The sequence below is a fragment of the Allobosea sp. GW822-FHT05A11 genome (genome assembly GCF_058800455.1).
Genome location: NZ_JBXAMI010000006.1, coordinates 239,930 through 262,526, shown reverse-complemented (window position 1 = coordinate 262,526; position 22,597 = coordinate 239,930). Strand labels below are relative to the sequence as shown.

Genomic DNA, 22,597 nt, shown 5'->3' with positions numbered 1-22,597 from the left:
CAGTTTTATGAGGGTCCGACCTATGGCCGAGTTGATTTTCAATGCCTTCGTCATGAACACCGCCTCACACATCCAACATGGGTTGTGGCGGCATCCAGATGCCCGTCAGCACGACTTCGCGGACGTCAATCTCTGGATCGATCTCGCCCGTATCCTTGAAGCTGGCTTGTTCGACGCGATGTTCTTCGCCGACGTCGTCGGCCTCTATGGGCCGCTCCACGGCGAGTACGAGGTCAATGCGCGTGAGGGGCTGCAAATCCCGAACCATGATCCATCGGTCCTGATCTCTGCCTTGGCCGTCAACACCGAGCATATCGGGTTTGCCGTGACGAGCTCAGTGCTGCAGGCTCATCCGTTCGAGTTCGCGCGCCGCATTTCCACTCTCGACCACATCACCCGCGGCCGGGTCGCTTGGAACATCGTCACCAGCACCCAGGAGAACGCCGCACGCAATTTCGGCTTCGATAGGTTGGTCGAGCACGACGAACGATATGAGTGGGCGGAGGAGTACCTCGAGGTTGTCTACAAGCTCTGGGAAGGCTCGTGGGATGAAGACGCCCTGTTGCGAGACAAAACCAAGGGCGTGTTCTCGGATTACACGCGCATTCACAAGATCAACCACGTGGGGAAGCGCTATCGCGTGGAAGGGCCGCATCTGCCTTCACCATCGCCCCAGCGCACGCCATTCTTATTCCAGGCTGGGTCATCCGGGGCTGGTCGGCGGTTCGCGGCTCGGCATGCCGAGGGCCAGTTTATCGCAGCCCCAACGCCGGCGGCTGCGGCTGAACTGATCAATGACACGCGAAGCCTGGCGGTCGAGGCCGGGCGAAATCCGGATGACATCAAGTTTCTTCAGGGCTTCTCATTCGTGATCGGCAGCACGGAGGAAGAGGCGCGGCGGAAAGAGGCGGAGCTGGACGACTACCTCAGCATCGATGGCTTTCTTGCGCACTCCAACCTGGGCGTCTCACAAGATACCGGCCGGCCCTATCCACCCGAAACTCTACTGAAGGACATCCGGACCAACGGCGGGCAAAGCCACATAGAGTGGTTGAGGAAGTCGTCACCGGACCGCGAGCCCACAGTGGGCGATCTCGCCAAGCTGGCGGCTCGCCGACACCGACGTATCGTGGGCACGCCCGATCAGATCGCCACCCGTCTCGAAGAGTGGCAGCAGGCCGGTATCGACGGCGTGAATGTCATAAACTGGACGATTCCTGGCAGCTACCAGGAATACAACGCGCATTTGCTGCCGACGCTGCAAAGCCGCGGCCTCGCAAAGCGCGAATATGCCGAGGGCACGCTCCGGCAGAAGCTGTCTGGTCGCGACACGCTGAATTCGCGCCAACCCGCAGCCCGGTATCGGGGCGCCTTCACGCCTCGGCTTGCGGCGGAGTGACCGACATGAACCAACAAGTTCGCCGCTTCGAGCCAGCCGATGTCGGTGATGCGGATTTTAAGTCCGTTATGCGCCAGGTAGCAGGGGCCGTCAGCATCATTACAGGCGAGCATCACGGGGTGCGGGCCGGGCTTACCGCCACCTCACTGACCGCCCTCTCGGCTGAGCCCCCCACGGTGATTATTTGCGTGAACCGCTCGGCGTCGGCGTGGCCGACCATCGAGGCCGCGGGCCACTTTGCCGTCAATCTCCTGGCCGCTCAGCAACGTTCGATCGCCGATCGATTTGCGGGGCGCGGCGGCCATCGCGGAGAGGCTCGCTTTGGTGAAGGTAACTGGACGCGACTCGTGACCGGTGCCCCGGTTTTAGAGAATGCGCTCGCGAGTCTCGATTGTGCAATCGAGGAAACGATTGAACGTCATTCTCACGCGGTGGTCGTGGGACGAGTAAAGGCTATTCGGACGTCGGTTCAGTCGAAGGCTCTTCTCTACTGGCGCGGCGTTTATGGGGTGCTGGACGAACTCCTGCAATACGGTGCCGGCATCTAATATCTGTGTCGTGGACTTGGAGGTGCGATTTTATTGTCCGAACGTAAGATCGGCTTACTGCGGCACAGCTCGCGTATCTGGAAGGTGAACTCCCAACTGACGCGAGCGGGTTCGCCGATCGACTGAGCCGCGTGGTCGGAAGAAGCCCTGGCAAGAGCTGAGCATTTGCGAGCAGAAAGGAAGGATATTTGGCCCGTAGCCCTCTTCAGTGAAACGTCGCCCCGAAGCGCTTCCTGAAGGCTCCCGCATCATTGGGATCGGAAAAGCTGACCCGGATGCGCTTCTGCAGCGGCTCCCAGAGGATGCGAGCTTGATGCGAGATATGGCGCTCGATGAGCCATATCCCGATATCGTAAAGGCGCTCATTTAGTGTCGCTGCGTTGAGCGGCAGATCGATATCGTAAACGCCTTTCAATCCAACACGCGTCGTCACGGCGACGGCAGATTGCTGCATGTCGCCCTCCCTTTCTTGTGTGCCGATGGCATCAAGTTACGCCTGCTTTTCCGGCGTTTCCAATCGCAAAAGCCCATCGCCATACGATGTGTTCTTCACGAGATGGCGATTGAGATCAGGTGACCCATCTAGCCACCAAACCGGCCCGCGCTCGCCGAGAGCCGTCTTTGCGGAATCAACGCGAGCGCGTGCGGAATGGAGATCGCCGTGACCGCGCTTGGCTTCTTTGACAGCGTGGCGAGCATACATCAGTTCAGCGACAAGCCGATGACGCGTCTCATCAGACAGAGAAGGATTGCTCGATCGCCAGAGTGTCCTGAGGATTCGGCATGTCCCTGGCGAATGGTCGGCCGCTACTCGCGATGCCAGGCCCCACCAATGTTCCCGATCGCGTGCTCCAGGCGATGATGCGGCTGGCTGAGGAACTCAGTTCCGACAGCATCGTGAGCCTGACCGAAACGGTTCTCTCCGATCTCAAGCGCGTCTTCCGGACCGACGGCGAAACCTTCGTATATGCCGCCAACGGCCATGGCGGTTGGGAGGCGGCCTTCACCAATGTTCTGTCGCGAGGCGACAGAGTTCTCGTGCTCGAAAGCGGCCGCTTCGCCGTCGGCTGGGGTGAGATGGCCCGCTTTATGGGCGTCGATGTCGAGATTCTCCCCGGCAGCGGCGCAGGGCCGTCGATACCCCAGCGGTCGAGGCCCGGCTACGCGATGATAAGCAGCACGCGATCAAGGCCGTGATGGTCGTTCAGATTGATACCGCAGCAGGCATCGTCAACGATATCCCGGCCATTCGCAGGGCCATCGACGCCGCCGGTCACCCGCTCTGTTCACGGTCGATGCCATTGCCTCCCTCGGTTGCATGAAGTTCGAGATGGATGTCTGGCGCATCGACGTTGGCGTGTCAGCCTCGCAGAAGGGTCTCATGTCTTCGCCAGGCCCCGCCTTCGTCGCGGCCAACGAGAAAGCTCTGACCGCCCATAAGCGCGCCGACCTGCGCAACGGCTATTGGGATTAGAGCGGCCGGATGAACGTGCTGGCCTACATGAAGCATTGCGGCACTGCGCCTGAGCATCTCTTCTTCGGACAGCGTGCGGCGCTCGACATGATCCTCGAGGAAGTCCGAGGTCCGCCGGATCGCGCATGAGGCAAGCGCGAAGCTCGCGGCGATCGTGGCCTATTCCGACGACGCCATCGTGAGCAAGTCACTCGACGGTACGATTACGAACTGGAACGCCAGCGCCGAACGCCTGTTCGGGTACACCGCCGGCGAAGCGATCGGGCGCCCGATTACGATGCTGATTCCTGATGAGCGTCTGCATGAAGAGGACATGATCATCGGTGGGTTCGCGAAGGTCGTCGCACGGACCATTTCGAGACCCAACGGCGGCGCAAGGACGGTTCGCTCATTCATGTGGCGCTGACCGTCTCGCCGATCCGCGACGAGGAGGGCATGATCGTTGGCGCATCCAAAATTGCGCGAGATATTAGCGACCGGGTTCAGGCCCAGGAGCAACAAGCCCTCCTGATGCGCGAGATGAACCACCGCATCAAGAATCTCTTCGCTCTGACCGGTGGGCTGATTTCGCTGAGCGCGCGGTCGGCTAATTCTGTGGAAGAACTCACCCAGAAACTCCGCGAGCGGCTCACGGCTTTGGCGCGGGCGTACCCCCTCACCATCTCGGATGAGGCAGAGGGCGAGAGCGCATCGACCGACCTCGTTAGCCTCGTGAGAGCCATCCTGTCGCCGTACGAGGCGGAGCATCAGCGAGCGCTGGAGGTTACCGGCCCCGAGATTGCCATTCGGGGCTCAGCTTTGACCGCCCTTGCGCTAGTCCTCCACGACTTGCAACGAACGCGGCCAAATACGGTGCTTTGTCCTCTCCAGATGGGCGCCTAGCTGTAAACCTGGCTCGCGAAGGCGATACGGTGGCACTCTACTGGATTGAACGCGGTGGCCCAGCGATTGGCGGTGCTCCCACCCAGTCGGGCTTCGGGAGCAAGCTGGAAAAGGCGACACTGGACGGTCTCGAGGCAACGATTGATCGGCAATGGGACGCCGAGGGATTGACGCTCTTTCTAAACATCCCCTTCGATCGGCTGACACGATGGACACCGATCGAAAGTCTCGCTCGCTCACCGAAGTAAAGGGACGGGCGGGCTGTCGGATCGCGAGGTGCGGTCGGCCGAGCACTACGCCAACATTCGAACATTCGGCTCGCGGGCCCATTGCCGCGTGCGTGCCGGGACCAGAAACGCGTCGGCAGCCTTGCCGAGCACGACAACGCCGTCGTCCGGCTCGACTCCGGCCTTGTCGAGCAGCGGCTTGGCCTCGGCACTGTAGCCGATCGCCTTGAGATGTCCGAAGGCGTCCTTGGCGAAGTCGATCGCCGCGCCTTCCTTCATCAATGCGGCGCAGCCAGCTTCGGACAGAATGATGGCGACCGCGTCGAAGAGCACGGACGGTGTGCCCGCGAGTTGGCCGTCGGCCTTGAGCGTCTTCCCGTCCTTGAGCTTCACGCCGCCAATCTTCGGCGCGACGATCTTGACCGCTCCGCCGTTGCCTTCGATCGCGGCCTTGACGGAGGCGATCACGGCACCGTCCACGCCGTCCGAGACCAGGATGCCGACGGTCCTACCTTTCAGGGTCTCCGGGTATTTGCCGACTATGCGGAGCGCCGGTGACGGCTCCATTTCAACCGGCGCTACCGCCGGCTTGGAAGCTGGCGGCAGGGGCATGGCAAGCCCGTCCGCCACGCGTTGCGCCAGGGTCTCGTCGACATTGACCAGGTTCGACATCACGCGGTTGCGGACATGTTCCAGCGTGACCTTCGACAACTCGAAAACGAGCGCACTCGCCAGATGGGCCTGCTCGATCTCGCTCTGCGAGTGGAAGAACAGCCTCGCGTGGCTGTAGTGATCCGCGAAGCTCTCCGCGCGCAGGCGAACCTTGTGCTCCTCGACCGGGATCGCAGCAGTCCGGAAGCCGCCCGCAGGATCCTCGCGCGGACCACCATCCTCGCCGGCTTCGCTGAGGCTGTTTGGCTCATAATTCGCCCGGCCCGTGAAGACTTGCGTCTGCATATGTCCGTCGCGCTGAAGGTTCTGGAAAGGGCAGCCTTTGGCCCGGTTGATTGGGATCTGATGGAAGTTCACGGTCCCCAGGCGCGATAGCTGCGTGTCTTGGTACGAAAACAGCCGGCCTTGCAGGAGCGGGTCCTCCGAGACATCGATGCCCGGCGGCATATTGGTCGGCAGGAAGGCGGCTTGCTCGGTCTCGGCGAAGAAATTCTCCGGGTTGCGGTTCAGCACCATGCGGCCGATCATGCGGATCGGCACCAGTTCCTCGGGGATCACCTTCGTCGCGTCGAGGATGTCGAAGGGAAGCGCGTCGGCTTCGCTCTGGCTGAGCAGTTGCACGCCGAATTCCCATTCGGGGAAATCGCCCTTGGCGATTGCCTCATGCAGATCGCGGCGATGGTAGTCAGGATCGGCGCCAGCGATCTTCACCGCCTCGTCCCAGCAGGTCGACTGTGTGCCGAGCTTGGGACGCCAATGGAACTTGACGAAGGTCGGCTCGTCCTTGTCGTTCAGCAGGCGGAAGGTGTTGACGCCGAAACCCTCGATCATCCGAAGCGAACGTGGGATGGTCCGGTCCGACATCGCCCACATGATCATATGGGTCGATTCCGGCATCAGCCCGATGAAGTCCCAGAAGGTATCATGGGCGCTGGCGGCCTGCGGGTAGCCGCGATCGGCCTCCATCTTCACGGCATGGATCAGGTCGGGAAACTTGATCGCGTCCTGGATGAAGAAGACCGGGATATTGTTGCCGACGAGGTCCCAGTTCCCTTCCTTCGTATAGAACTTTACCGCAAAGCCGCGCACATCGCGGGGCGTATCGACCGAGCCTGCACCGCCGGCGACCGTCGAGAAGCGGGTGAAGACCTCGGTCTTGACTCCGACCTCGGTCAGCACTTTCGCGCGGGTGAACTCTCCGAGCGACTCCGTCAGCTCGAAGAAGCCGTGGGCTGCCGAGCCACGCGCGTGGACAATACGCTCCGGGATTCTCTCGTGATCGAAATGCTGGATTTTCTCACGCAGGACGAAGTCTTCGAGCAGCGTTGGACCGCGCCCGCCTGCCCTCAACGAATTCTGGTTGTCGCTGACGGGAACACCATGATTGGTGGTAATCCTGGTATTGGCTGCCGAAGCTGTCTGGTGCAGCTCGCCGCCATTGCCGATTGTGGCTCGGGGCTTGGAGCTGTCGTCGCGGGAAGAACGAGCCATAGGTCTATCCTTCATTGCTTAGGCGTGAGGCAACGACCCCTCGGGCCGGCAACATCTTTTTGAGCTGAGGGACTAAGGCGCAGCGGGGATTAGCGGCCGAAGCGGAAACGGCTTGAATCGAGCAAGACTGCTCCGTCCAACTTGGAGGAGTTTTCACGAAACAACGCGGTCGATCCAAAGTTCCAACGCCTGCACCGCGTTTCAACCTAACCGTATCCGACACGCGATATTCCCTGATAGCGCCGCTCAACATCAAACCCGGCGGTCGCGAACGACTAGGCGCTGCTGGGGGATTGCCCTCGATTGCTATCGGCATTAAGTTCCTATTTTGTTCCGGGGAACGATACTCGCAGATCGGGCAGTGCAGATCTTCATCTGCGTTACGGCAGAGTTCCGCCATGACTCGGTCAGCGCATGTCAGATCGGGCCATTAACGTTGAAGGTCACGATCATCTTCGGTACCGGGTTCTGCACTCTCCTGCTCGGCCAGCCGCGCCAGATGACCGAAGGTCGCGAGCCGCATCGGCCTAGGGGTTCCTCAATCCAATTGGCGTGGAACTCGTGAGTGCTCGGGCGGTTCAGGGCTTTTGCCGGACCAACGGCGAGTCCGGGATCGAGGTGCGTCATGTCGAGCTACGATCATATTATTCACAAGGGCAACAAGGCATCCTTGTTCACGCGTGTTGCCCAGTCGGTTGCCTCATGGACCGGGAAACCAATCACCTTCTTTGGCGCTGTGACCCTGATTGTGATTTGGGCTGCGTCAGGTCCGATTTTCGGCTTCAACGATACTTGGCAGCTCGTGATCAACACATCCACGACGATCATCACTTTCCTGATGGTCTTCATTATTCAGAACAGTCAAAACCGCGACACCGCCGCAATGCAGATCAAACTCGATGAGCTCATTCTGCGGCTCGAAGGTGCCCGCGAGGAATTGCTCGACCTCGAGGAGCTCGACGAGAAGGACCTCGTCCTCATCCGCAAGGACTTCTGCAAGCGGGCTTCAGCCGCTCGCCGCAACGGTGACGGCGAGCCTACCGGCTAGCGCGATCGTAGGCTGGGAGACGGCGGCGTCGGAGCAGGCGCCCGGAACCCCGTTAGGCATGGATCGTTGCGCGCAGGCGGAGAGAGCCCATGGCGGCGCAAGCCGGATCACGAACAGTTATCTATGCGGCGCTGACAGGAAACCTTCTGATCGCGGCGACCAAATTCATCGCCGCGGCCTGGACGGGCAGCTCGGCGATGCTGTCAGAGGGCGTTCACTCGCTGGTCGACACAGGCAATAGCGCGCTTCTGCTCTATGGCTTGAACCGGGCCGCCCGGCCACCCGATCTCACGCATCCCTTCGGGCATGGCCGTGAACTCTACTTTTGGAGCTTCATTGTCGCGCTGCTGGTTTTCGCGGTTGGGGCCGGCGTGTCCCTTTATGAGGGGGTGTCCCATGTCATCACGCCGCATCCAACGACAAACCTCACCGCGAACTATGTCGTGCTCGGCCTCTCGGCCCTTTTCGAAGGCTATTCCTGGCGGGTGGCGTTGAAGGAGTTCAAGGCTGCTAAGGGCTCGCTGGGGTATTTCGCCGCCGTGCGCCAGAGCAAGGACCCGAGCGTCTTCACGGTGCTGTTCGAAGACACCGCAGCACTCCTCGGTTTGATCGTCGCTTTTACTGGCATCACCGCAGCGGCCTACTTCGAGCGGCCCGAGCTCGATGGAGTGGCCTCGATCCTGATCGGCATCATTCTTGCGGCCACCGCGGTGCTTCTCGCACGGGAAAGCAAGGCCCTGCTTATCGGGGAAGCCGCTCTGCCCCATGTGCAGGACGAGATCAGGGCTGCGGTCGAGGGTGATCCGGATGTCGAGCGTGTCAACGGCATGACAACTGTTCATCTGGGGCCCGACCAGATCGTTGTGGCTCTCAGCCTCGAATTCAAAGACGACCGCTCCACGGGGGATATCGAGGATTGCGTGGAGCGCATTGAAGCCAGGCTGAAGAAACGCCGCTCGGACATCGTCTCGGTCTTTGTGAAACCGCAGACTTCTGCCACTTGGCGGAAAAGGCGTGCCAAGGTCGTCGAGTAAGATTCGAGTTCGTCGGGAGCAGCGCCCCATCTGCCTTATTTTCTCTCAATAACCTGGATAGGCATGCCGCTTCAGCAACCCGGCTAGATGTGCTGCATTGCGCGCGAGCATGCGGTTGGTCTTAGCGGTCGTTTCAGGAACGTCGTCGAGATTGATGAAGTTCACATTGCCCATCGCTTCGCCGACCCAATAGGTCGGCCCGCCGGCCGCGATCGTAAACCCGACATCGAACAAGGCCTGAGCTATTTCAGCGGAAACGTGATGAGCTCCATCCTCGTTCCCCACGACTGCAATGGCAGCGACCTTTCCATAGGCAGGCGTTCGGTTCTGATCGTCCGCTTCGTCGAGGAAGGCATCCATGCGCTCCAGAACGCGCTTGGCGACGCTCGATGGCTGGCCTAGCCAGATCGGGGTGCCAATGAGCAGAATGTCGCAAGCATCGATCTTGCGCCTGAGCGCCGGCCAGTCGTCGCCTTTCCCTTCGTCGGAGGAGACACCCGGCTTGATGTTGAGCGCAGCGACTCGAACGATTTCCTGCTCACAGTTGTCGGCGAACTCACCCAGAGCCAATTCCAGGATGCGCTGGGTCGACGACTGACCTTCGGATTTCAGGGTACAATTGAGAGCCAGGATATTGAGCGTCATCTGGAAATCCAATCGTTTTTAAGGGCTGAAGGCCGCTCTGGCGTACCCACGTGAGGCGGGTCGCAATCAGCGCTCTTTTCGAGACGGCAGAAGCGTCCCCAGCAGCGAACGCGCGGTGTTGGTGACCACGTTGCCGGTTTCGGGATCGCCGCTAATCAGGGCGCCCGCCAATCCACGCGCCTGAGCGAAGGTGATGTGAGGCGGTAATGGCGGAGTGTTGGGATCGGTGACCATGTCGAGAACGAAGGGCCGGTCGGCCGCGAGAGCCTCGTCCCATGCCGGCCCAACCTGCTCGGGGTCGTCGACACGACGCCCGCCCAGACCCATGAGCTTCGCGATATCGGCGTACGGGATGTCTGGGAGGTCCTGGCTGGTCGGCCACTTCGGGTCGCCGGCCTGGATGCGCTCTTCCCAGGTCACATAGGCCAGCTCGCGATTGTTCAGCACCATGACGATCAAGCGGGGATCGGTCCACCGCTTCCAGTACTTCGCGATCGTAACGAGCTCGGACATTCCGTTCATCTGCATCGCGCCGTCTCCCGCCAGCGCGATCGCGGGCCGGTCGGGGTGAGCAAATTTCGCGGCGATGGCGTAGGGAACGGCACAGCCCATCGTGGCAAGGGTTCCGGAAACGGACCCCATCATACCGCGCCGAAACCGAAGATGTCGGGCATACCAGACGGTGGTCGTTCCGCTGTCCGCCGTTACGATGCACTGGTCGGGCAGGCGATCCGACAATTCCGACACAACGCGCTGGGGGTTGATCGGGGAGGCGTCGACCATCGCGCTTTCATGGGCTTCCTGCCATCCTTGGCTGACATTGGCCTCGATCGTCGTTCGCCAATCACCATCTCCCTTTGGCTTCAGCAGTGGCAGGAGAGCTTCCAGCGTTGCCGCGGCGTCGCCGATGAGATTGACCTCCATCGGATACCGGAGGCCCAACATGCCTGCATCGATGTCGATCTGGACGCCACGCGCCTGTCCCGGCTTTGGCAAGAACTCGGTGTATGGAAAGCCCGAACCGACAATCAGCAGCGTGTCGCAGCCGTGCATCATATCCCAGCTGGCCTTTGTGCCGAGCAATCCGATCGACCCGGTGCAAAACGCCACGTCGTCCGGGACAGCGGCTTTGCCGAGCAACGCTTTAGCGATGCCTGCCTTCAGCTTCTCCGCCGTGGCGAGCACGGCATCGGTCGCGCCAAGCGCGCCGGCGCCAACCAGGATCGCGACCTTCTTCCCTGCGTTGAGCACATCAGCCGCGCGCTGCAGAGCCGGCTCGGCGGGAACGACCGGCGAGAGTTCGATCCCGACACCCGAATGGGTCATGCCGTGCTCGCGCGTCGGCTCCTCCATGGTTTCGAGCTGAAGGTCGTTCGGTAGAATGACGCAGGTAACGCGACGTTGCGCCTCGGCGATCCGGAAGGCGCGGTCAATGAGGTGTGGCACCTGGGTGGCGACAGAAGCTGTCTCGACATAGGCGCCGGCAACATCCTTGAACAGCGACTGAAGATCGAGATCCTGCTGATAGTGGGAGCCCATCGCCGAGCGAGCCTGCTGCCCGACCAGCGCCACGACGGGACGGTGATCGAGCCGCGCGTCGTAGAGGCCGTTCAGAAGGTGCACGGCTCCCGGTCCCGACGTCGCGATGCACACCCCGACCTTTCCGGTGAAGCGGCTCTCGCCGGATGCCATCAGGCTCGCCATCTCCTCATGTCGGGCCTGGACGAATTCGATGTCTTTCTCTCGCCGCTGCAGGGCTGCGATCAGTCCGCCAATGCCGTCACCGGGGTAGCCGTACACACGCCTGACACCCCATTCGTGCAGTCGGCTCCAGATGAAATCCGAGACGGTGTTGGCCATTAGGCTCTCCCGAGGATTCGGCAGCGCAAACGTGGGACATAGTTTCCGCCGTCCACGAGCACAGCTCCCCCAGCCTTTGACTCTAAGCAGAACAGCCCGATTCAAGAGAGGTTCCCCTTTTCCAGCGGCCGCAGCGAGACGATGTGCGATATTCGAATTTTGACCCACCGCACCGGGCGCGGCTCGATATGCGGGCGTGTGAGGGCCCAAAGTCGGTAGTCTGGAACAGGTCGAGCTTGAATGGTGTTTGGCAAGGGTTCCCCAGGAGCCCTCAATGTCCGACCGTAGCGAGCTAGCAACCCCGCCTCTGGCCTATCGCCCGGAGTTCGAACAGCCCGAGCCGCAGGAGCGCGCGACGGAGGACGGGCTGGTGTCGACGCTGCGCAGCATCAGCGAAACGACACTCAAGGAAGAGGGTCGTGCGCTGCGCAGCGTCCACGCCAAAAGCCATGCGCTGCTCCAAGCAGAACTGGCGGTGGTCCCGGACCTCCCTCGCGAACTCGCCCAGGGGCTGTTTTCCTTGCCCGGCCGCTACCCTGCCATCATGCGGTTGTCGACGATCCCCGGCGACGTCCTCGATGACGACGTCTCAGTGCCCCGCGGCCTGGCCTTCAAGGTGATCGGAGTCGAGGGCGAAAGACTGCCCGGTTCGGAGAACGACGCCGTCCAGGATTTCGTGCTCGTCAACGGCCCCGTCTTCGCCGCGCCCACCGGCAAGGCTTTCCTGGGCAAGCTGAAACTGCTCGCCGCGACGACAGACAAGCTGCAGCCCCTGAAGAAGGCCCTGAGCTATACCCTCCGCGGCATCGAGAGAGCGGTCGAAGCTGTTGGCGGCGAGAGCGCGACGCTCAAGCAGCTCGGCGGCCACCCTGCGGTCCATCCGCTCGGCGAGACCTATTTCAGCGCCGCGCCAATCCTGTTCGGGGAGTACATGGCCAAGGTCCAGCTTGTCCCGGTCATCTCCGAACTGACAGACTTGAAGGACCAGCCGGTCAAGGTCTTCGGCCATCCGGACGGGCTGCGCGAAGCCTGCAACGAGTTCTTTGCCCGTCAGGGCGCGCGCTGGGAGCTCCGCGTCCAGCTCTGCACGGATTTGGAAGCTATGCCCATCGAGGACGCTAGCGTCGAGTGGCCGGAGGAGAAGAGTCCGTATCGGACGGTCGCCACGATCAGCGCCCCCTCGCAGGTCGCTTGGAACGAGGAGAAATCGCGCGCGATCGATGACGGTCAGTCGTTCAGCCCATGGCACGGGCTGGCAGCGCATCGGCCACTCGGCTCCATCATGCGCCTGCGCAAGGCAGCCTACCGCAGCTCCGCGCGCTTCCGCTCAGAACACAGCGGCTGCCCGATGCGCCAGCCTAGGAACCTCGAGGACGTCGACCTGTCGGCCTGACTGGCCGCGGCGCACGACAATCACAAGTCTTCCAGTTCCAGGGAACTTCGCTTGCAGCTTCCTGTTAGGACCACATCAGTGGTCGGGGGGCCATCATCATCGGAGCGGAGTGCACCGGATGTCTCAACCCCAAACCGGTTCGCCATGTATTCCGATCCAGATCACAATCAATGGCGAGCCGCGCAGCATCGCGGTCCAGCCTTCGACCACGCTGATCGACCTTCTCCGGCACGATCTGACTCTCACCGGCACGAAGAAGGGCTGCGATCACGGCCAGTGCGGCGCCTGCACCGTCCTCGTCGACGGCCGTCGCATCAATTCCTGCCTCCAGCTCGCCGTCATGCAGGACGGCAAGGAGATCACCACGATCGAGGGGCTCGCACACGGCGGCGAGTTGCACCCGTTGCAGCAGGCATTCATCGATCGCGACGCGTTCCAGTGCGGATACTGCACGCCGGGCCAAATCTGCTCCGGCATCGCCCTGATCCAAGAAGGGCATGCTGTCACGCGAGACGAGATCCGCGAGCTGATGAGCGGCAACATCTGTCGATGCGGCGCGTATCCCAACATCGTCGAAGCCATCGAGGACGTGCTGCTGCAGCAATCAGGCGCCGTCCGGGAGGCTGCGGAATGAATCGCTTCTCCTACCATCGCGCCGAGACCCTCGCAGACGCGATCTCGCACCTCCAGGCCAACCCGGCAGCCGCGATCATCGCCGGAGGGACCAATCTCGTCGACCTGATGAAGTACGAGGTCGAGCGCCCGGGTGAACTGGTCGACCTAACCCGCCTAGACGAATTGCGGGGCATCTCGGAGACGCCGGAGGGTGGGCTGCGTATCGGCGCGCTCGTACCTAACAGCGACGTCGCATATGACGAGCGCATCAACGCGCGCTATCCGCTGCTTGTCCATGCAGTGTTGGCCGGCGCCACGCCGCAATTGCGGAATGCGGCGACGACGGGCGGCAACCTCAATCAGCGCACGCGCTGCTACTATTTCAACGACGTCTCCACCCCCTGCAACAAGCGCGTTCCGGGTTCCGGCTGCGGCGCGATCGGCGGGGTCAATCGCATTCACGCCATCCTCGGCGCGAGCGACCACTGCATCGCGACGCACCCCTCCGATATGTGCGTCGCGCTGGCGGCCCTCGACGCCGCTGTCGAGGTGGTTGGGCCTGACGGCAGACGGGAGATCGCCTTCGCAGATTATCACCGCCTCCCGGGAGACGAGCCTCAGCGCGACAATACGCTCCGCCGAGGCGAGATCGTCGCGGCGGTGGTGCTGCCCCGGGAGGCGGCGGCCTTCGCTGAAAATTTCACGTACCTGAAGCTCCGCGATCGTCTCTCCTACGCATTTGCGCTGGTGTCGGCTGCGGCAGCGCTTCAGCTCGATGGTGGTCGGATCGCTGCGGCGCGGCTGGCGCTCGGCGGCGTCGCGCACAAGCCTTGGCGCAGGCCGGAAGCTGAGGACGCGCTGGTTGGGATGGCTGCCGACGAGGCGGCTTTCTCCCGCGCCGCCGGTATCCTGGTTGGAGGCGCGCAGCCCCATGAGCACAACGCCTTCAAGATCGATCTCGCGCGCCGCGCGATCATGCGGGCGCTGTCCCAGGCCGCCGCTGGCACGCCGCAGTCCCTGACAGACAAGCGGATCGAGTGAGGAGACCGTCATGCTGAGAAACGATCCGCATATCGGTTCCCCGCGCAACCGCGTCGATGGGCCTGCCAAGGTCACAGGCGCGGCGACCTACGCAGCCGAGTTCCCAACGATCGATCTGGGCCACGGCTACATCGTCGAGAGCGCCATCGCTCGCGGTCGCATTCGTTCGATCGATGTCAGCGCGGCGGAAGCCTCACCCGGTGTGCTCAAGGTCTTTACGCACGAGAACCGGCCGCAAACGGCCTGGTTCACCTACAAATATCGCGACCAGGTCGCACCTCCCGGCTCACCATTCCGCCCGCTCTACAGTGATGAAATCCAGTACAGCGGCCAGCCCATCGCTTTGGTCGTCGCGACGAGCTTCGACGCAGCACGGGACGCGGCCGCTCTCGTCACGGCTTTCTACGACGAGGGTCCGCACCTCACCGATCTGAGCATCGCTCGGCGCAAAGCCTACGAGCCTCCCAAGAAGCGCATGGGTATTGCGCCTCCACCTGACCCGCGCGGCGACGCCGTCAAGGCATTCAGCGAGGCTGCGGTCCGCGTCAGTGCGGAGTACGCCATCGCCGCCGAGCACCACAATCCGATGGAGCCGCACGCGACGACCGTAATCTGGGAGGGGAAGGGCAAAATCACCGTCCACGACAAGACCCAGGGCGTGCAGAACAGCCAAGCCTATGTCGCCAGCGTCTTTGGGCTCGCGAGCGACGACGTCCGTGTTGTCGCGCCTTACGTCGGTGGAGGCTTCGGTTCGGGTCTGCGCCCGCAGCACCAGCTTTTCCTCGCCGTCATGGCTGCACTGGCTCTCGAACGGTCGGTCCGTGTCGAGCTGACGCGGCAGCAGATGTTCGGCCATGTCCACAGGCCGGAAACCATCAACGCCGTGTCGCTCGGCGCCGATGCCCATGGCAAGCTCGTGTCGATCCAGCACCATGCGATCGCCGCGACCTCGCAGTTCGAGGATCACCAGGAGAACGTCGTCAACTGGTCGGGCATGCTCTACCACGCTGCCAATGTCGACCTGCGCTACGAATTGGCCAAGCTCGATATCTACTCGCCCGGAGACATGCGGGCACCGGGCGCGCCGCTCGGTCTGTTCGCGCTCGAAAGTGCGATGGACGAGCTGGCGATCGCGGCAAAAATCGACCCGATCGAACTGCGCCTGCGCAACTACACCGATCACGACGAGAACGATGGCCGGGCCTTCACCTCGAAGGAGCTCCGGGCCTGTTATCGCGAGGGGGCGGCGCGGTTCGGCTGGGACAAGCGCAACGCGCTGCCGGGCTCCATGCGCGACGGTCGCGAACTGATCGGCTGGGGCATGGCGAGCGGCGTCTGGGAAGCGGGGATGATGAAGACGGCGGCCCGCGCGGTCTTCACCGCCGATGGTCGTCTCGAACTCTCCTGCGCGACCTCCGATATCGGAACCGGAACCTACACGATCCTGAGCCAGATCGGCGCCGAGACTCTCGGCCTCGAGATGGAGCAGGTCACGGTGCGGCTCGCGGATTCCACCCTGCCGGCCTCGCCCGTGCAGGGCGGATCGTGGACGGCGGCGTCGGCGGGCAGTGCCGTGATGGCCGCCTGCCAGGAATTGCAGGAACAGCTCTTCAAACTGGCGCGGAAGATCGACGGCTCGCCGCTGGTCGATGCGAGCAATGACGACATCGCTTTCGCCGATGGCCGGATCCTGCTGCGCACCAATCCCGCCAAGTCGGTCTCGTTGGCCGATGCACTTGCGGCCTCGGGTGAGGAGAAGCTGGAGGCCGAGAAGAGTGCGAGCCCGGGCCTGATCGGGCCGATGCGCTATGCGGCCTACACCCACTCCGCCGTGTTCGCGGAAGTGCGGATCGACGAGGAACTCGGGCAGATCCGCGTAACGCGCATCGTCAACGCAGTGGCGGCAGGTCGAATCCTCAATCCCAAGACGGCGCGCAGCCAAATCATCGGCGGGGTCGTCTGGGGAATCGGCATGGCGCTGCACGAGGAGACGCTGACCGACCACCGCCTCGGCCGCATCGTCAACCACTCGCTCGCCGAGTACCATGTCCCTGCCAATGCCGACATCTATGACATCGACGTGGTCTTTGTGGAGGAGCACGACGACAAGGCGAGCCCGATCGGCGTCAAGGGGCTCGGCGAGATCGGCATCGTCGGCACCGCGGCAGCCATCGCGAACGCGATCCACCACGCGACAGGCAAGCGCCTGCGCAGCCTTCCCATGACCATCGACAAGCTGTTGGCTGCTTGATGGGAAAGGAGACGAGCGTGAAAATCTCGAACCACGACGAGTACGAGGCGGCGGTCACGCGCGCGAGCTCCCTTTCAGACGCGCCCGATGGCTCTCCTTCCGCGGCCGAACATGCCGGACTGGTTGCAGCTATCCGAGCCTGGGACGAGGAGCACAAGGGCGCGAACAGTCATGGCCCCGAGCCGGCGGAGGGGTTGAACCGCCCGGACGATCTCCGGTTATCGGGCCTTCCTGGGAACATTGGCAAGTTGCGCAAGACCTGAGCTGCTTCCGGCAGAATGCCGCGTCGAAGGCAACTGGAGAGCCGCTGCCGCGTTCTTGGTCAGGCAGTAGTTGGCGAGGCACCAATGTCGGAAAGAGCCGTGGCGTTTGTCGAAGCGTGGATCGCGGAGAATTTGGCCACTGAGGCGTTCCTGGAAGATGGGAACGATGCTCGGTTGGAGCAACAGGTCGGAGTGGCGATTGGTGCTGCTGAGGCTCTGGGAATTTCGGAAAGCGAAATCCTGGAGGAATTCCCAGACCTTCCGTCGCGTATGGCTGAGGTGGTCAATGGCGCGGCCGACATCGAACTCCGCCGTCAGATCGACAGTGATGACTGAGGCCACGCCGCGCCGCGGATGTCGCGGCGACCGACTTTCTCAACGACCAGGTCACCCGTATCGGCAGCGGCAACGGCGCGACCCTCGGGCTCGCATTCTTCTTCAGCCTAGCAATGGCGCTGTGGAGCGCCAACGCCGGCGTAAAGGCCTTGTTCGATGCATTGAACGTCGCTTACGGCGAGGACGAAAAAGGGGATTCCTGAGGCTCAATGCGGTTTCTCTTGCCTTCACCGCAGACATCCTAGCGTTCCTTCTGATCTCCTTGGGCGCGATCGCGGCAATTCCGATCATCCTCGACTACGTGTACCTGGGGTCCGCGAGCGAATGGCTCATATCAGTAGGGCGTTGGCCTCTGCTGTTCATCGCACTCGTGGTCGGCCTCGGGATTCTCTACCGTTTCGGACCCAGCCGTGATGACGCGCAGTGGAAGTGGGTGAGCCCGGGCGCCTTGGTTGCTGCGGTTGCCTGGGTCATCGGGTCGATCCTCTTCTCTTGGTACGTGGCCAATTTCGAGGATTACAACAAGGCCTACGGGGCGGTCGGCGCGGTCATAGGATTGATGACCTGGATTTGGCTGTCCGCCACGATCCTATTGGTTGGTGCAGAGCTGAATGCGGAAGCCGCGCGGCAGACAGATCGGGACACCACGGAGGGTTTTCCGATGCCGATTGGAGCGCGCGGCGCCGACGCGGCGGACCGCAAAGCATAGCTGCCCGTGATGTTCAGGATGATGGATCGATCCGATCTGCTACGGCATCCTTCCTTGCCTGTGGCAGGAGCGTCATCATGAGGATGAAGGCGGAGAGAACGAAGCAAGCGCTGTTCGTGGCGATCAGTGGCCACTCGCCCAGGCCGAAACCGTAGACCGTCCAGAGAGCGAAGCCCGTGACGGTGAAACTGTAAGTCACTGGCGAGATCGCCTGCGTATCGCGCGTCCTGACGATCCGCCAAGCCTGGGGGACGAAGCTGATGGTCGAGCACAGTGCGGCGCCTGTTCCGATGACCGCGATCCAGTTCATTGCGGGCGCCTAAGGGAACAGGCGTCGGGCGTGCGCCCGAGCCTTGTGCTGATGCGTCTAAGCATTCGCCTGCTTTTTCGATGTCTGGCGGGCGCCCGTGCGATTTGGGCGGGGCTGCGTTGTCGAGAGGCGAGCAGTGCTTCTGGGGCCGGGCTTCGGCGAGACATCCCTCGCGTGCGAGGCGCGGGCCTCAAGATTCAAGCGATAGAAGCCGTAGCCGGCTGCAGCCGCGAGGATGACTGGTGTGGGCAGCCTGGTCGCCAGAAGAGTCAAGGGGACCGAGAGTCTTTCGGGGATGTCCCCGCGCTCGACGCTCCGCGCAATCCAAGCCCCCGCGAGACTTAAGAATGCGGCGCGGATCACTTCTTTTCCTCGGCGGCACCTGGTGTCATCGGAACTTGCTCGGCGACTGGGTCGCTTGCCGGAAATGTGTCCTTCAGCGCTCTCTCCAGTTTCTGATCGGGCGTCAGCTCTCGCTCCTCCTTGCGTTGCGTCTTCTGCTCCTTGCGCAGGCTCTCGACTGCGGGGCTGTTCTCGTTTGCCATGCATTCCTCCATCGATCCCGAAAGCGTCGCGGAATTAAACGCGGCCAGCATCCCGCCCGTTCCTTCCCGGCGCCGCGGAGCTGCAGACACTCGGCTGAACCGGCCGCCCAAGTCTTTGGAAGCTCCATGAAGACGGATGCCGGCGGGCAACGACGTTTGTTTGGACCGGTAACCGCAAGCTCAGATCGCGACAGGGATAGGGCGCATGGCGGTGGGGGCTTTTATCATGGCCGCGATAATTGGCGCGACATCCGCGCGCTGATGCTCGCTAGACCGAACCGACCCCGGTATGGCCGCGCCAAGGAATTGATCAAGAAGCCATCCGGCGCCAGCCATTTTCTAAGCTCAGCCCCACTGAGCGTCCCAAACGGCAGGCGACTTAGCGCTCCATTGCCGAGAGTCCGTCACGATTGCGACTGGCGAGAAACACCGCGAATGCTCGGGGGATATCGATGTAACCGAGCGCCTATTGGCGGATGTCGAAATACGCAATGGCCTCGGTGAGCTGCTCGAATTCATGGGCGCTATCCGAGTCGGACGATGAGGACAGGAGTGCAGCAGCTCGCACAACCGCAGCCTTTCTCTGAGGATACGATCTAATGATGAAGGCGTCGGCGTTCGGCATGACAACACCTCATCGCTACGCAACAAAACACCCCCAAGCTAGCACCGAACCGCCGCGATGCGAATTCGATGATCCGAATCAATGGCGGAAGCCGTTCGCGCTCAACCCGGCGACCTCTCCGCCAGTTGGTCACTCGTGAGCGGGGTCACAGCCCGGAACGAGCCATCGTCGCCGCGCTCGAATTGCACGTCGTCATGTCGGAGGACGGCAACCTTCGCGCCAACGCCGAGAAACCCGCCGAGCGTCACGATGACCTGCATATCCTCGCCCTTGCCGTGGATCTGGCCGGCAGCCCCTATTTTGCTACCAGCAGGCCCGTACAACGGCGTACCTTCGAGAATGCTCTCGCTCAGGCTGCCTTCGTTTGGTTGCTTATCGTCATCCATTAATTCACCTCACGGATGACGAACGTGCGCCGCTGTGTGGCGTTCCGAGTAGCCCGAAGCGCCATCCACACGACACGCCAATCTGTGCCTGAGAACGCTTCAATCGCTGGGATGATTGCCTGGACGATGGCCGGACCGGCCGAGGACTGACAGAAGCCAGATGCCCACCTTTTTCCAAACGGCAGGCTAGGCCTGCAGTAATGCGCTGACTCGACCCAGATCGCAGATTCGATATCAGACCGCTCTCCTGCTTAGGATTTGCTGACAGATGAGTCTTCATGAGACCATGGCATTCTGCGAACGTAACGACGCCATTTCCAAATCGGGGCCATGATTTTGCCAACCGCCTTTCCTGACGCCTCGATTCCTTATGAGCCCGATGAGCAGGTAGAGCGCATCAAGGCGGAGGTGATACGCAAGCTCTCCTATTCGCTCGGAAAGAATCCTGCCGTCGCGCAGGCACATGACTGGCTGACGGCGGCAATTCTCGCCGCGCGCGACCACGTCATCGACGTCTGGCAGAAATCGACCCGTGACAGCTATGCGACTGGCAGGAAGCGGGTCTACTACCTCTCACTCGAATTCCTCATCGGCCGCTCGCTCGCCGACACGCTGAACAATCTCGGCCTGACCGGAGCGATGGCCCAGGCGTTGCGCGAGCTCGGCGTCGACCTGGCCCAAATCGAGAATCTCGAACCGGACGCCGCACTCGGCAATGGTGGTCTGGGCCGCCTCGCCGCCTGCTACATGGAGGCCATGGCCTCGACCGGAGTTCCGGCGCTCGGCTACGGAATCCGCTACGATCACGGGCTGTTCAAGCAGCGCATCGATGGCGGCCGCCAAATCGAAGTGCCCGAGGACTGGCTGTCATTCCGCAATCCCTGGGAATTCGAACGGCGCGAGAGCGCCTACAAGATCGGCTTCGGCGGGAGCGTGAACGCGACCCAAAAGGCCGGGCAAGTATTTTGGGAGCCGGAGGAAACGATCTTCGCCGTCGCCTACGATACGCCCGTCGTCGGCTGGCAGGGGCGCGACGCCAATACCTTACGGCTGTGGCGTGCGCGGGCCATGCATCCGCTTTCGTTGGATGCTTTCAACCAGGGAGACCTGGTCGGAGCCGTTGCGGAGCGCAATCGCGCGGAAGCGATATCTAAGGTGCTTTATCCCAACGATTCCACGCCGGTCGGGCAGGAGTTGCGCCTGCGCCAGGAGTTCTTCTTCACATCTGCCTCGCTGCAGGACCTGGTGCGGCGTCACCATCGCCAGTTCGGCACGCTCGATAACCTGCCCGAGAAGGTGTCGATCCAGCTCAACGACACCCACCCGTCGCTCGCGGTCGCGGAGCTGATGCGCCAGCTCATCGACGCGCACGAGGTCGAATGGGAGCGCGCCTGGGAGATCACGACGGCGACGATCTCCTACACCAACCACACGCTCCTGCCCGAAGCGCTGGAAACCTGGCCGGTTGCATTGATGGAGCGGCTGCTGCCGCGCCACATGCAGATCATCTTCGGCATCAATGCCCGCTTCCTCGACGGGGTGCGCCGCGATACGCCCGATTCCGATCTCTCCGCCCTCTCCCTGATCGACGAATATCATGGGCGGCGGGTGCGGATGGCCCATCTTGCCTTCGTCGGCTCGCATAAGGTCAACGGCGTCTCGGCCCTGCATTCGAACCTGATGAAGGAAACGGTGTTCGCACCGCTGCACCGGGTCTTTCCGGACCGGATCACCAACGTCACCAACGGCATCACGCCGCGACGCTGGCTGCTCAACGCCAATCCGGGGCTGACGAACCTCCTCAAGGAAACGTGCGGGGAGAAGGTCGCGGACGATATCGGCCTGATCCGCCAGTTCGCGCAGCATGCCGACGATCCGGCCGTTCACGACCGGCTGGCTGCGATCCGCCGTGAGAACAAGCTCCGGCTCGCGAAGATCATCCGCCAGGATTGCGGCGTCACTGTCGATCCCGCCGCTCTCTTCGATGTCCAGATCAAGCGCATCCACGAATACAAGCGCCAGTTGCTCAACATCCTCGAGACGATTGCGCTCTACGACGCCATTCGCTCTGAGCCCTATCGCGACTGGGCGCCGCGGGTGAAGATCTTTGCGGGCAAGGCCGCCTCGAACTACGCCACCGCCAAATCGATCATCAATCTTATCAACGACGTCGCGGCGGTGGTGAACAACGACATCAGCACACGCGACCGGCTCAAGGTCGTCTTCCTGCCGAACTACAATGTCAGCCTTGCTGAAATCATCATCCCGGCCGCGGACCTGTCGGAGCAGATCTCGACGGCGGGCATGGAGGCGTCGGGCACCGGCAACATGAAATTCGCGCTGAACGGCGCCCTCACGATCGGCACGCTCGACGGCGCCAATATCGAGATCGGCGAGCGGGTCGGCGCGGACAATATCGTGATCTTCGGCATGACGGCGGAAGAGGTCGAGGCGGCGCGGCGCAATCCCCGCCCGAGCGCCGATATCATCCATGCCTCGGCTCATCTGGAAGGCGTGCTCGATGCGGTTGCGGGCGGGGCCTATTCGCCGCGCGATCGCGATCGCTATCTCGGCCTTGTCGACGGGCTTCTCGCCAATGACTGGTTCATGGTGCTCAACGATTTCGAGAGCTATCGCCTGCAGCAGCGGCGGGTCGACAGCCTCTGGGTCGACCAGGCGCGGTGGTGGCGCATGTCGGTGAACAATACGGCGCATTGCGCCTGGTTCAGCGCCGACCGCGCCATCCGCGAATATGCGCAGCGCATCTGGAGCCTGCCGGTCTCGGCATCGGGACGAGGCTGACGCCTTGGCCCTGCCCCTCCGGCTCAGGCCTTGCTCGGCGC

Annotated in this window: 22 protein-coding genes; 15 read left to right on the top strand and 7 right to left on the bottom strand. The window is 62.4% G+C overall.

Annotated elements, in window-relative coordinates; genetic code table 11:
- Positions 1-22: 22 nt before the first annotated feature.
- Both AC1RLU_RS20935 and AC1RLU_RS20930 read left to right on the top strand, forming a co-directional pair.
- Entirely contained in the window at positions 23-1,399 is a 1,377-nt protein-coding gene (locus AC1RLU_RS20935) for an NtaA/DmoA family FMN-dependent monooxygenase (RefSeq protein ID WP_492797976.1), read from the top strand.
- 5 nt (positions 1,400-1,404) lie between these two features.
- Complete coding sequence (locus AC1RLU_RS20930; RefSeq protein WP_492797975.1) at positions 1,405-1,947, top strand: flavin reductase family protein; 543 nt, start codon at positions 1,405-1,407, stop codon at positions 1,945-1,947.
- Positions 1,948-2,152: 205 nt separating this feature from the next.
- Here the strand turns inward: AC1RLU_RS20930 and AC1RLU_RS20925 are convergent, their stop codons facing one another.
- Positions 2,153-2,401, bottom strand: a complete 249-nt coding sequence (locus AC1RLU_RS20925; protein WP_492797974.1) for a hypothetical protein — start codon at positions 2,399-2,401, stop codon at positions 2,153-2,155.
- Between the two features lie 329 nt (positions 2,402-2,730).
- Between AC1RLU_RS20925 and AC1RLU_RS20920 the strand changes: the two genes are divergently transcribed.
- The 3 genes from AC1RLU_RS20920 (at position 2,731) to AC1RLU_RS20910 (ending at position 4,303) form a co-directional block, all read left to right on the top strand.
- Positions 2,731-3,144 (top strand): hypothetical protein, encoded by a 414-nt coding sequence (locus tag AC1RLU_RS20920; protein WP_492797973.1) that lies wholly within the window; start codon positions 2,731-2,733, stop codon positions 3,142-3,144.
- 395 nt (positions 3,145-3,539) lie between these two features.
- The gene (locus AC1RLU_RS20915; RefSeq protein WP_492798224.1) at positions 3,540-3,827 is read left to right on the top strand and encodes a PAS domain S-box protein; all 288 of its coding nucleotides are present in this window, start codon (positions 3,540-3,542) and stop codon (positions 3,825-3,827) included.
- The gene (locus tag AC1RLU_RS20910) at positions 3,812-4,303 is read left to right on the top strand and encodes an HWE histidine kinase domain-containing protein (protein ID WP_492798223.1); all 492 of its coding nucleotides are present in this window, start codon (positions 3,812-3,814) and stop codon (positions 4,301-4,303) included. The genes AC1RLU_RS20915 and AC1RLU_RS20910 overlap by 16 nt, the downstream gene beginning before the upstream one ends.
- A gap of 293 nt (positions 4,304-4,596) precedes the next feature.
- Here the strand turns inward: AC1RLU_RS20910 and AC1RLU_RS20905 are convergent, their stop codons facing one another.
- Positions 4,597-6,693 carry a catalase gene (locus tag AC1RLU_RS20905; protein ID WP_492797972.1) on the bottom strand — a complete coding sequence of 699 codons (2,097 nt, stop codon included), beginning with the start codon at positions 6,691-6,693 and terminating at the stop codon, positions 4,597-4,599.
- Between the two features lie 625 nt (positions 6,694-7,318).
- Between AC1RLU_RS20905 and AC1RLU_RS20900 the strand changes: the two genes are divergently transcribed.
- Positions 7,319-7,741, top strand: coding sequence for a low affinity iron permease family protein (locus AC1RLU_RS20900; protein ID WP_492797971.1), 423 nt, complete (start codon positions 7,319-7,321; stop codon positions 7,739-7,741).
- An 89-nt stretch (positions 7,742-7,830) separates the two neighbouring features.
- Positions 7,831-8,775 (top strand): cation diffusion facilitator family transporter, encoded by a 945-nt coding sequence (locus AC1RLU_RS20895; protein WP_492797969.1) that lies wholly within the window; start codon positions 7,831-7,833, stop codon positions 8,773-8,775.
- Positions 8,776-8,820: 45 nt separating this feature from the next.
- Here the strand turns inward: AC1RLU_RS20895 and AC1RLU_RS20890 are convergent, their stop codons facing one another.
- A complete protein-coding gene (locus AC1RLU_RS20890) occupies positions 8,821-9,420 on the bottom strand; it encodes a flavodoxin family protein (protein WP_492797968.1) in 600 nt (199 codons plus the stop codon).
- 66 nt (positions 9,421-9,486) lie between these two features.
- On the bottom strand, positions 9,487-11,280 hold the full coding sequence (locus tag AC1RLU_RS20885; protein ID WP_492797967.1) for a thiamine pyrophosphate-requiring protein: 1,794 nt from the start codon (positions 11,278-11,280) through the stop codon (positions 9,487-9,489).
- A 274-nt stretch (positions 11,281-11,554) separates the two neighbouring features.
- Here AC1RLU_RS20885 and AC1RLU_RS20880 point away from each other — a divergent pair, with 274 nt between their 5' ends.
- From AC1RLU_RS20880 to AC1RLU_RS20850, 7 genes are all read left to right on the top strand, one after another.
- Positions 11,555-12,673 carry a catalase family protein gene (locus AC1RLU_RS20880; RefSeq protein WP_492797966.1) on the top strand — a complete coding sequence of 373 codons (1,119 nt, stop codon included), beginning with the start codon at positions 11,555-11,557 and terminating at the stop codon, positions 12,671-12,673.
- A 118-nt stretch (positions 12,674-12,791) separates the two neighbouring features.
- Positions 12,792-13,307, top strand: coding sequence for a (2Fe-2S)-binding protein (locus AC1RLU_RS20875; protein ID WP_492798222.1), 516 nt, complete (start codon positions 12,792-12,794; stop codon positions 13,305-13,307).
- Complete coding sequence (locus AC1RLU_RS20870) at positions 13,304-14,329, top strand: FAD binding domain-containing protein (protein WP_492798221.1); 1,026 nt, start codon at positions 13,304-13,306, stop codon at positions 14,327-14,329. The genes AC1RLU_RS20875 and AC1RLU_RS20870 overlap by 4 nt, the downstream gene beginning before the upstream one ends.
- 10 nt (positions 14,330-14,339) lie before the next feature.
- Positions 14,340-16,580, top strand: coding sequence for a xanthine dehydrogenase family protein molybdopterin-binding subunit (locus AC1RLU_RS20865; RefSeq protein ID WP_492797964.1), 2,241 nt, complete (start codon positions 14,340-14,342; stop codon positions 16,578-16,580).
- A gap of 17 nt (positions 16,581-16,597) precedes the next feature.
- Entirely contained in the window at positions 16,598-16,843 is a 246-nt protein-coding gene (locus AC1RLU_RS20860; protein ID WP_492797963.1) for a hypothetical protein, read from the top strand.
- 99 nt (positions 16,844-16,942) lie between these two features.
- Positions 16,943-17,179 carry a hypothetical protein gene (locus AC1RLU_RS20855; RefSeq protein WP_492797962.1) on the top strand — a complete coding sequence of 79 codons (237 nt, stop codon included), beginning with the start codon at positions 16,943-16,945 and terminating at the stop codon, positions 17,177-17,179.
- On the top strand, positions 17,130-17,888 hold the full coding sequence (locus AC1RLU_RS20850; protein ID WP_492797961.1) for a YihY/virulence factor BrkB family protein: 759 nt from the start codon (positions 17,130-17,132) through the stop codon (positions 17,886-17,888). The genes AC1RLU_RS20855 and AC1RLU_RS20850 overlap by 50 nt, the downstream gene beginning before the upstream one ends.
- 13 nt (positions 17,889-17,901) lie before the next feature.
- Here the strand turns inward: AC1RLU_RS20850 and AC1RLU_RS20845 are convergent, their stop codons facing one another.
- The 3 genes from AC1RLU_RS20845 to AC1RLU_RS20835 all read right to left on the bottom strand — a co-directional run bounded on the left by AC1RLU_RS20845 (position 17,902) and on the right by AC1RLU_RS20835 (position 19,754).
- Complete coding sequence (locus AC1RLU_RS20845) at positions 17,902-18,198, bottom strand: SemiSWEET family sugar transporter (protein ID WP_492797960.1); 297 nt, start codon at positions 18,196-18,198, stop codon at positions 17,902-17,904.
- Positions 18,199-18,557: 359 nt separating this feature from the next.
- On the bottom strand, positions 18,558-18,794 hold the full coding sequence (locus tag AC1RLU_RS20840; protein WP_492798233.1) for a hypothetical protein: 237 nt from the start codon (positions 18,792-18,794) through the stop codon (positions 18,558-18,560).
- Between the two features lie 675 nt (positions 18,795-19,469).
- A complete protein-coding gene (locus AC1RLU_RS20835) occupies positions 19,470-19,754 on the bottom strand; it encodes a PRC-barrel domain containing protein (RefSeq protein WP_492797959.1) in 285 nt (94 codons plus the stop codon).
- A 330-nt stretch (positions 19,755-20,084) separates the two neighbouring features.
- Between AC1RLU_RS20835 and AC1RLU_RS20830 the strand changes: the two genes are divergently transcribed.
- Positions 20,085-22,556: a glycogen/starch/alpha-glucan phosphorylase gene (locus AC1RLU_RS20830; RefSeq protein WP_492797958.1), complete on the top strand. Its 2,472-nt coding sequence runs from the start codon at positions 20,085-20,087 to the stop codon at positions 22,554-22,556.
- Positions 22,557-22,597 lie beyond the last annotated feature (41 nt).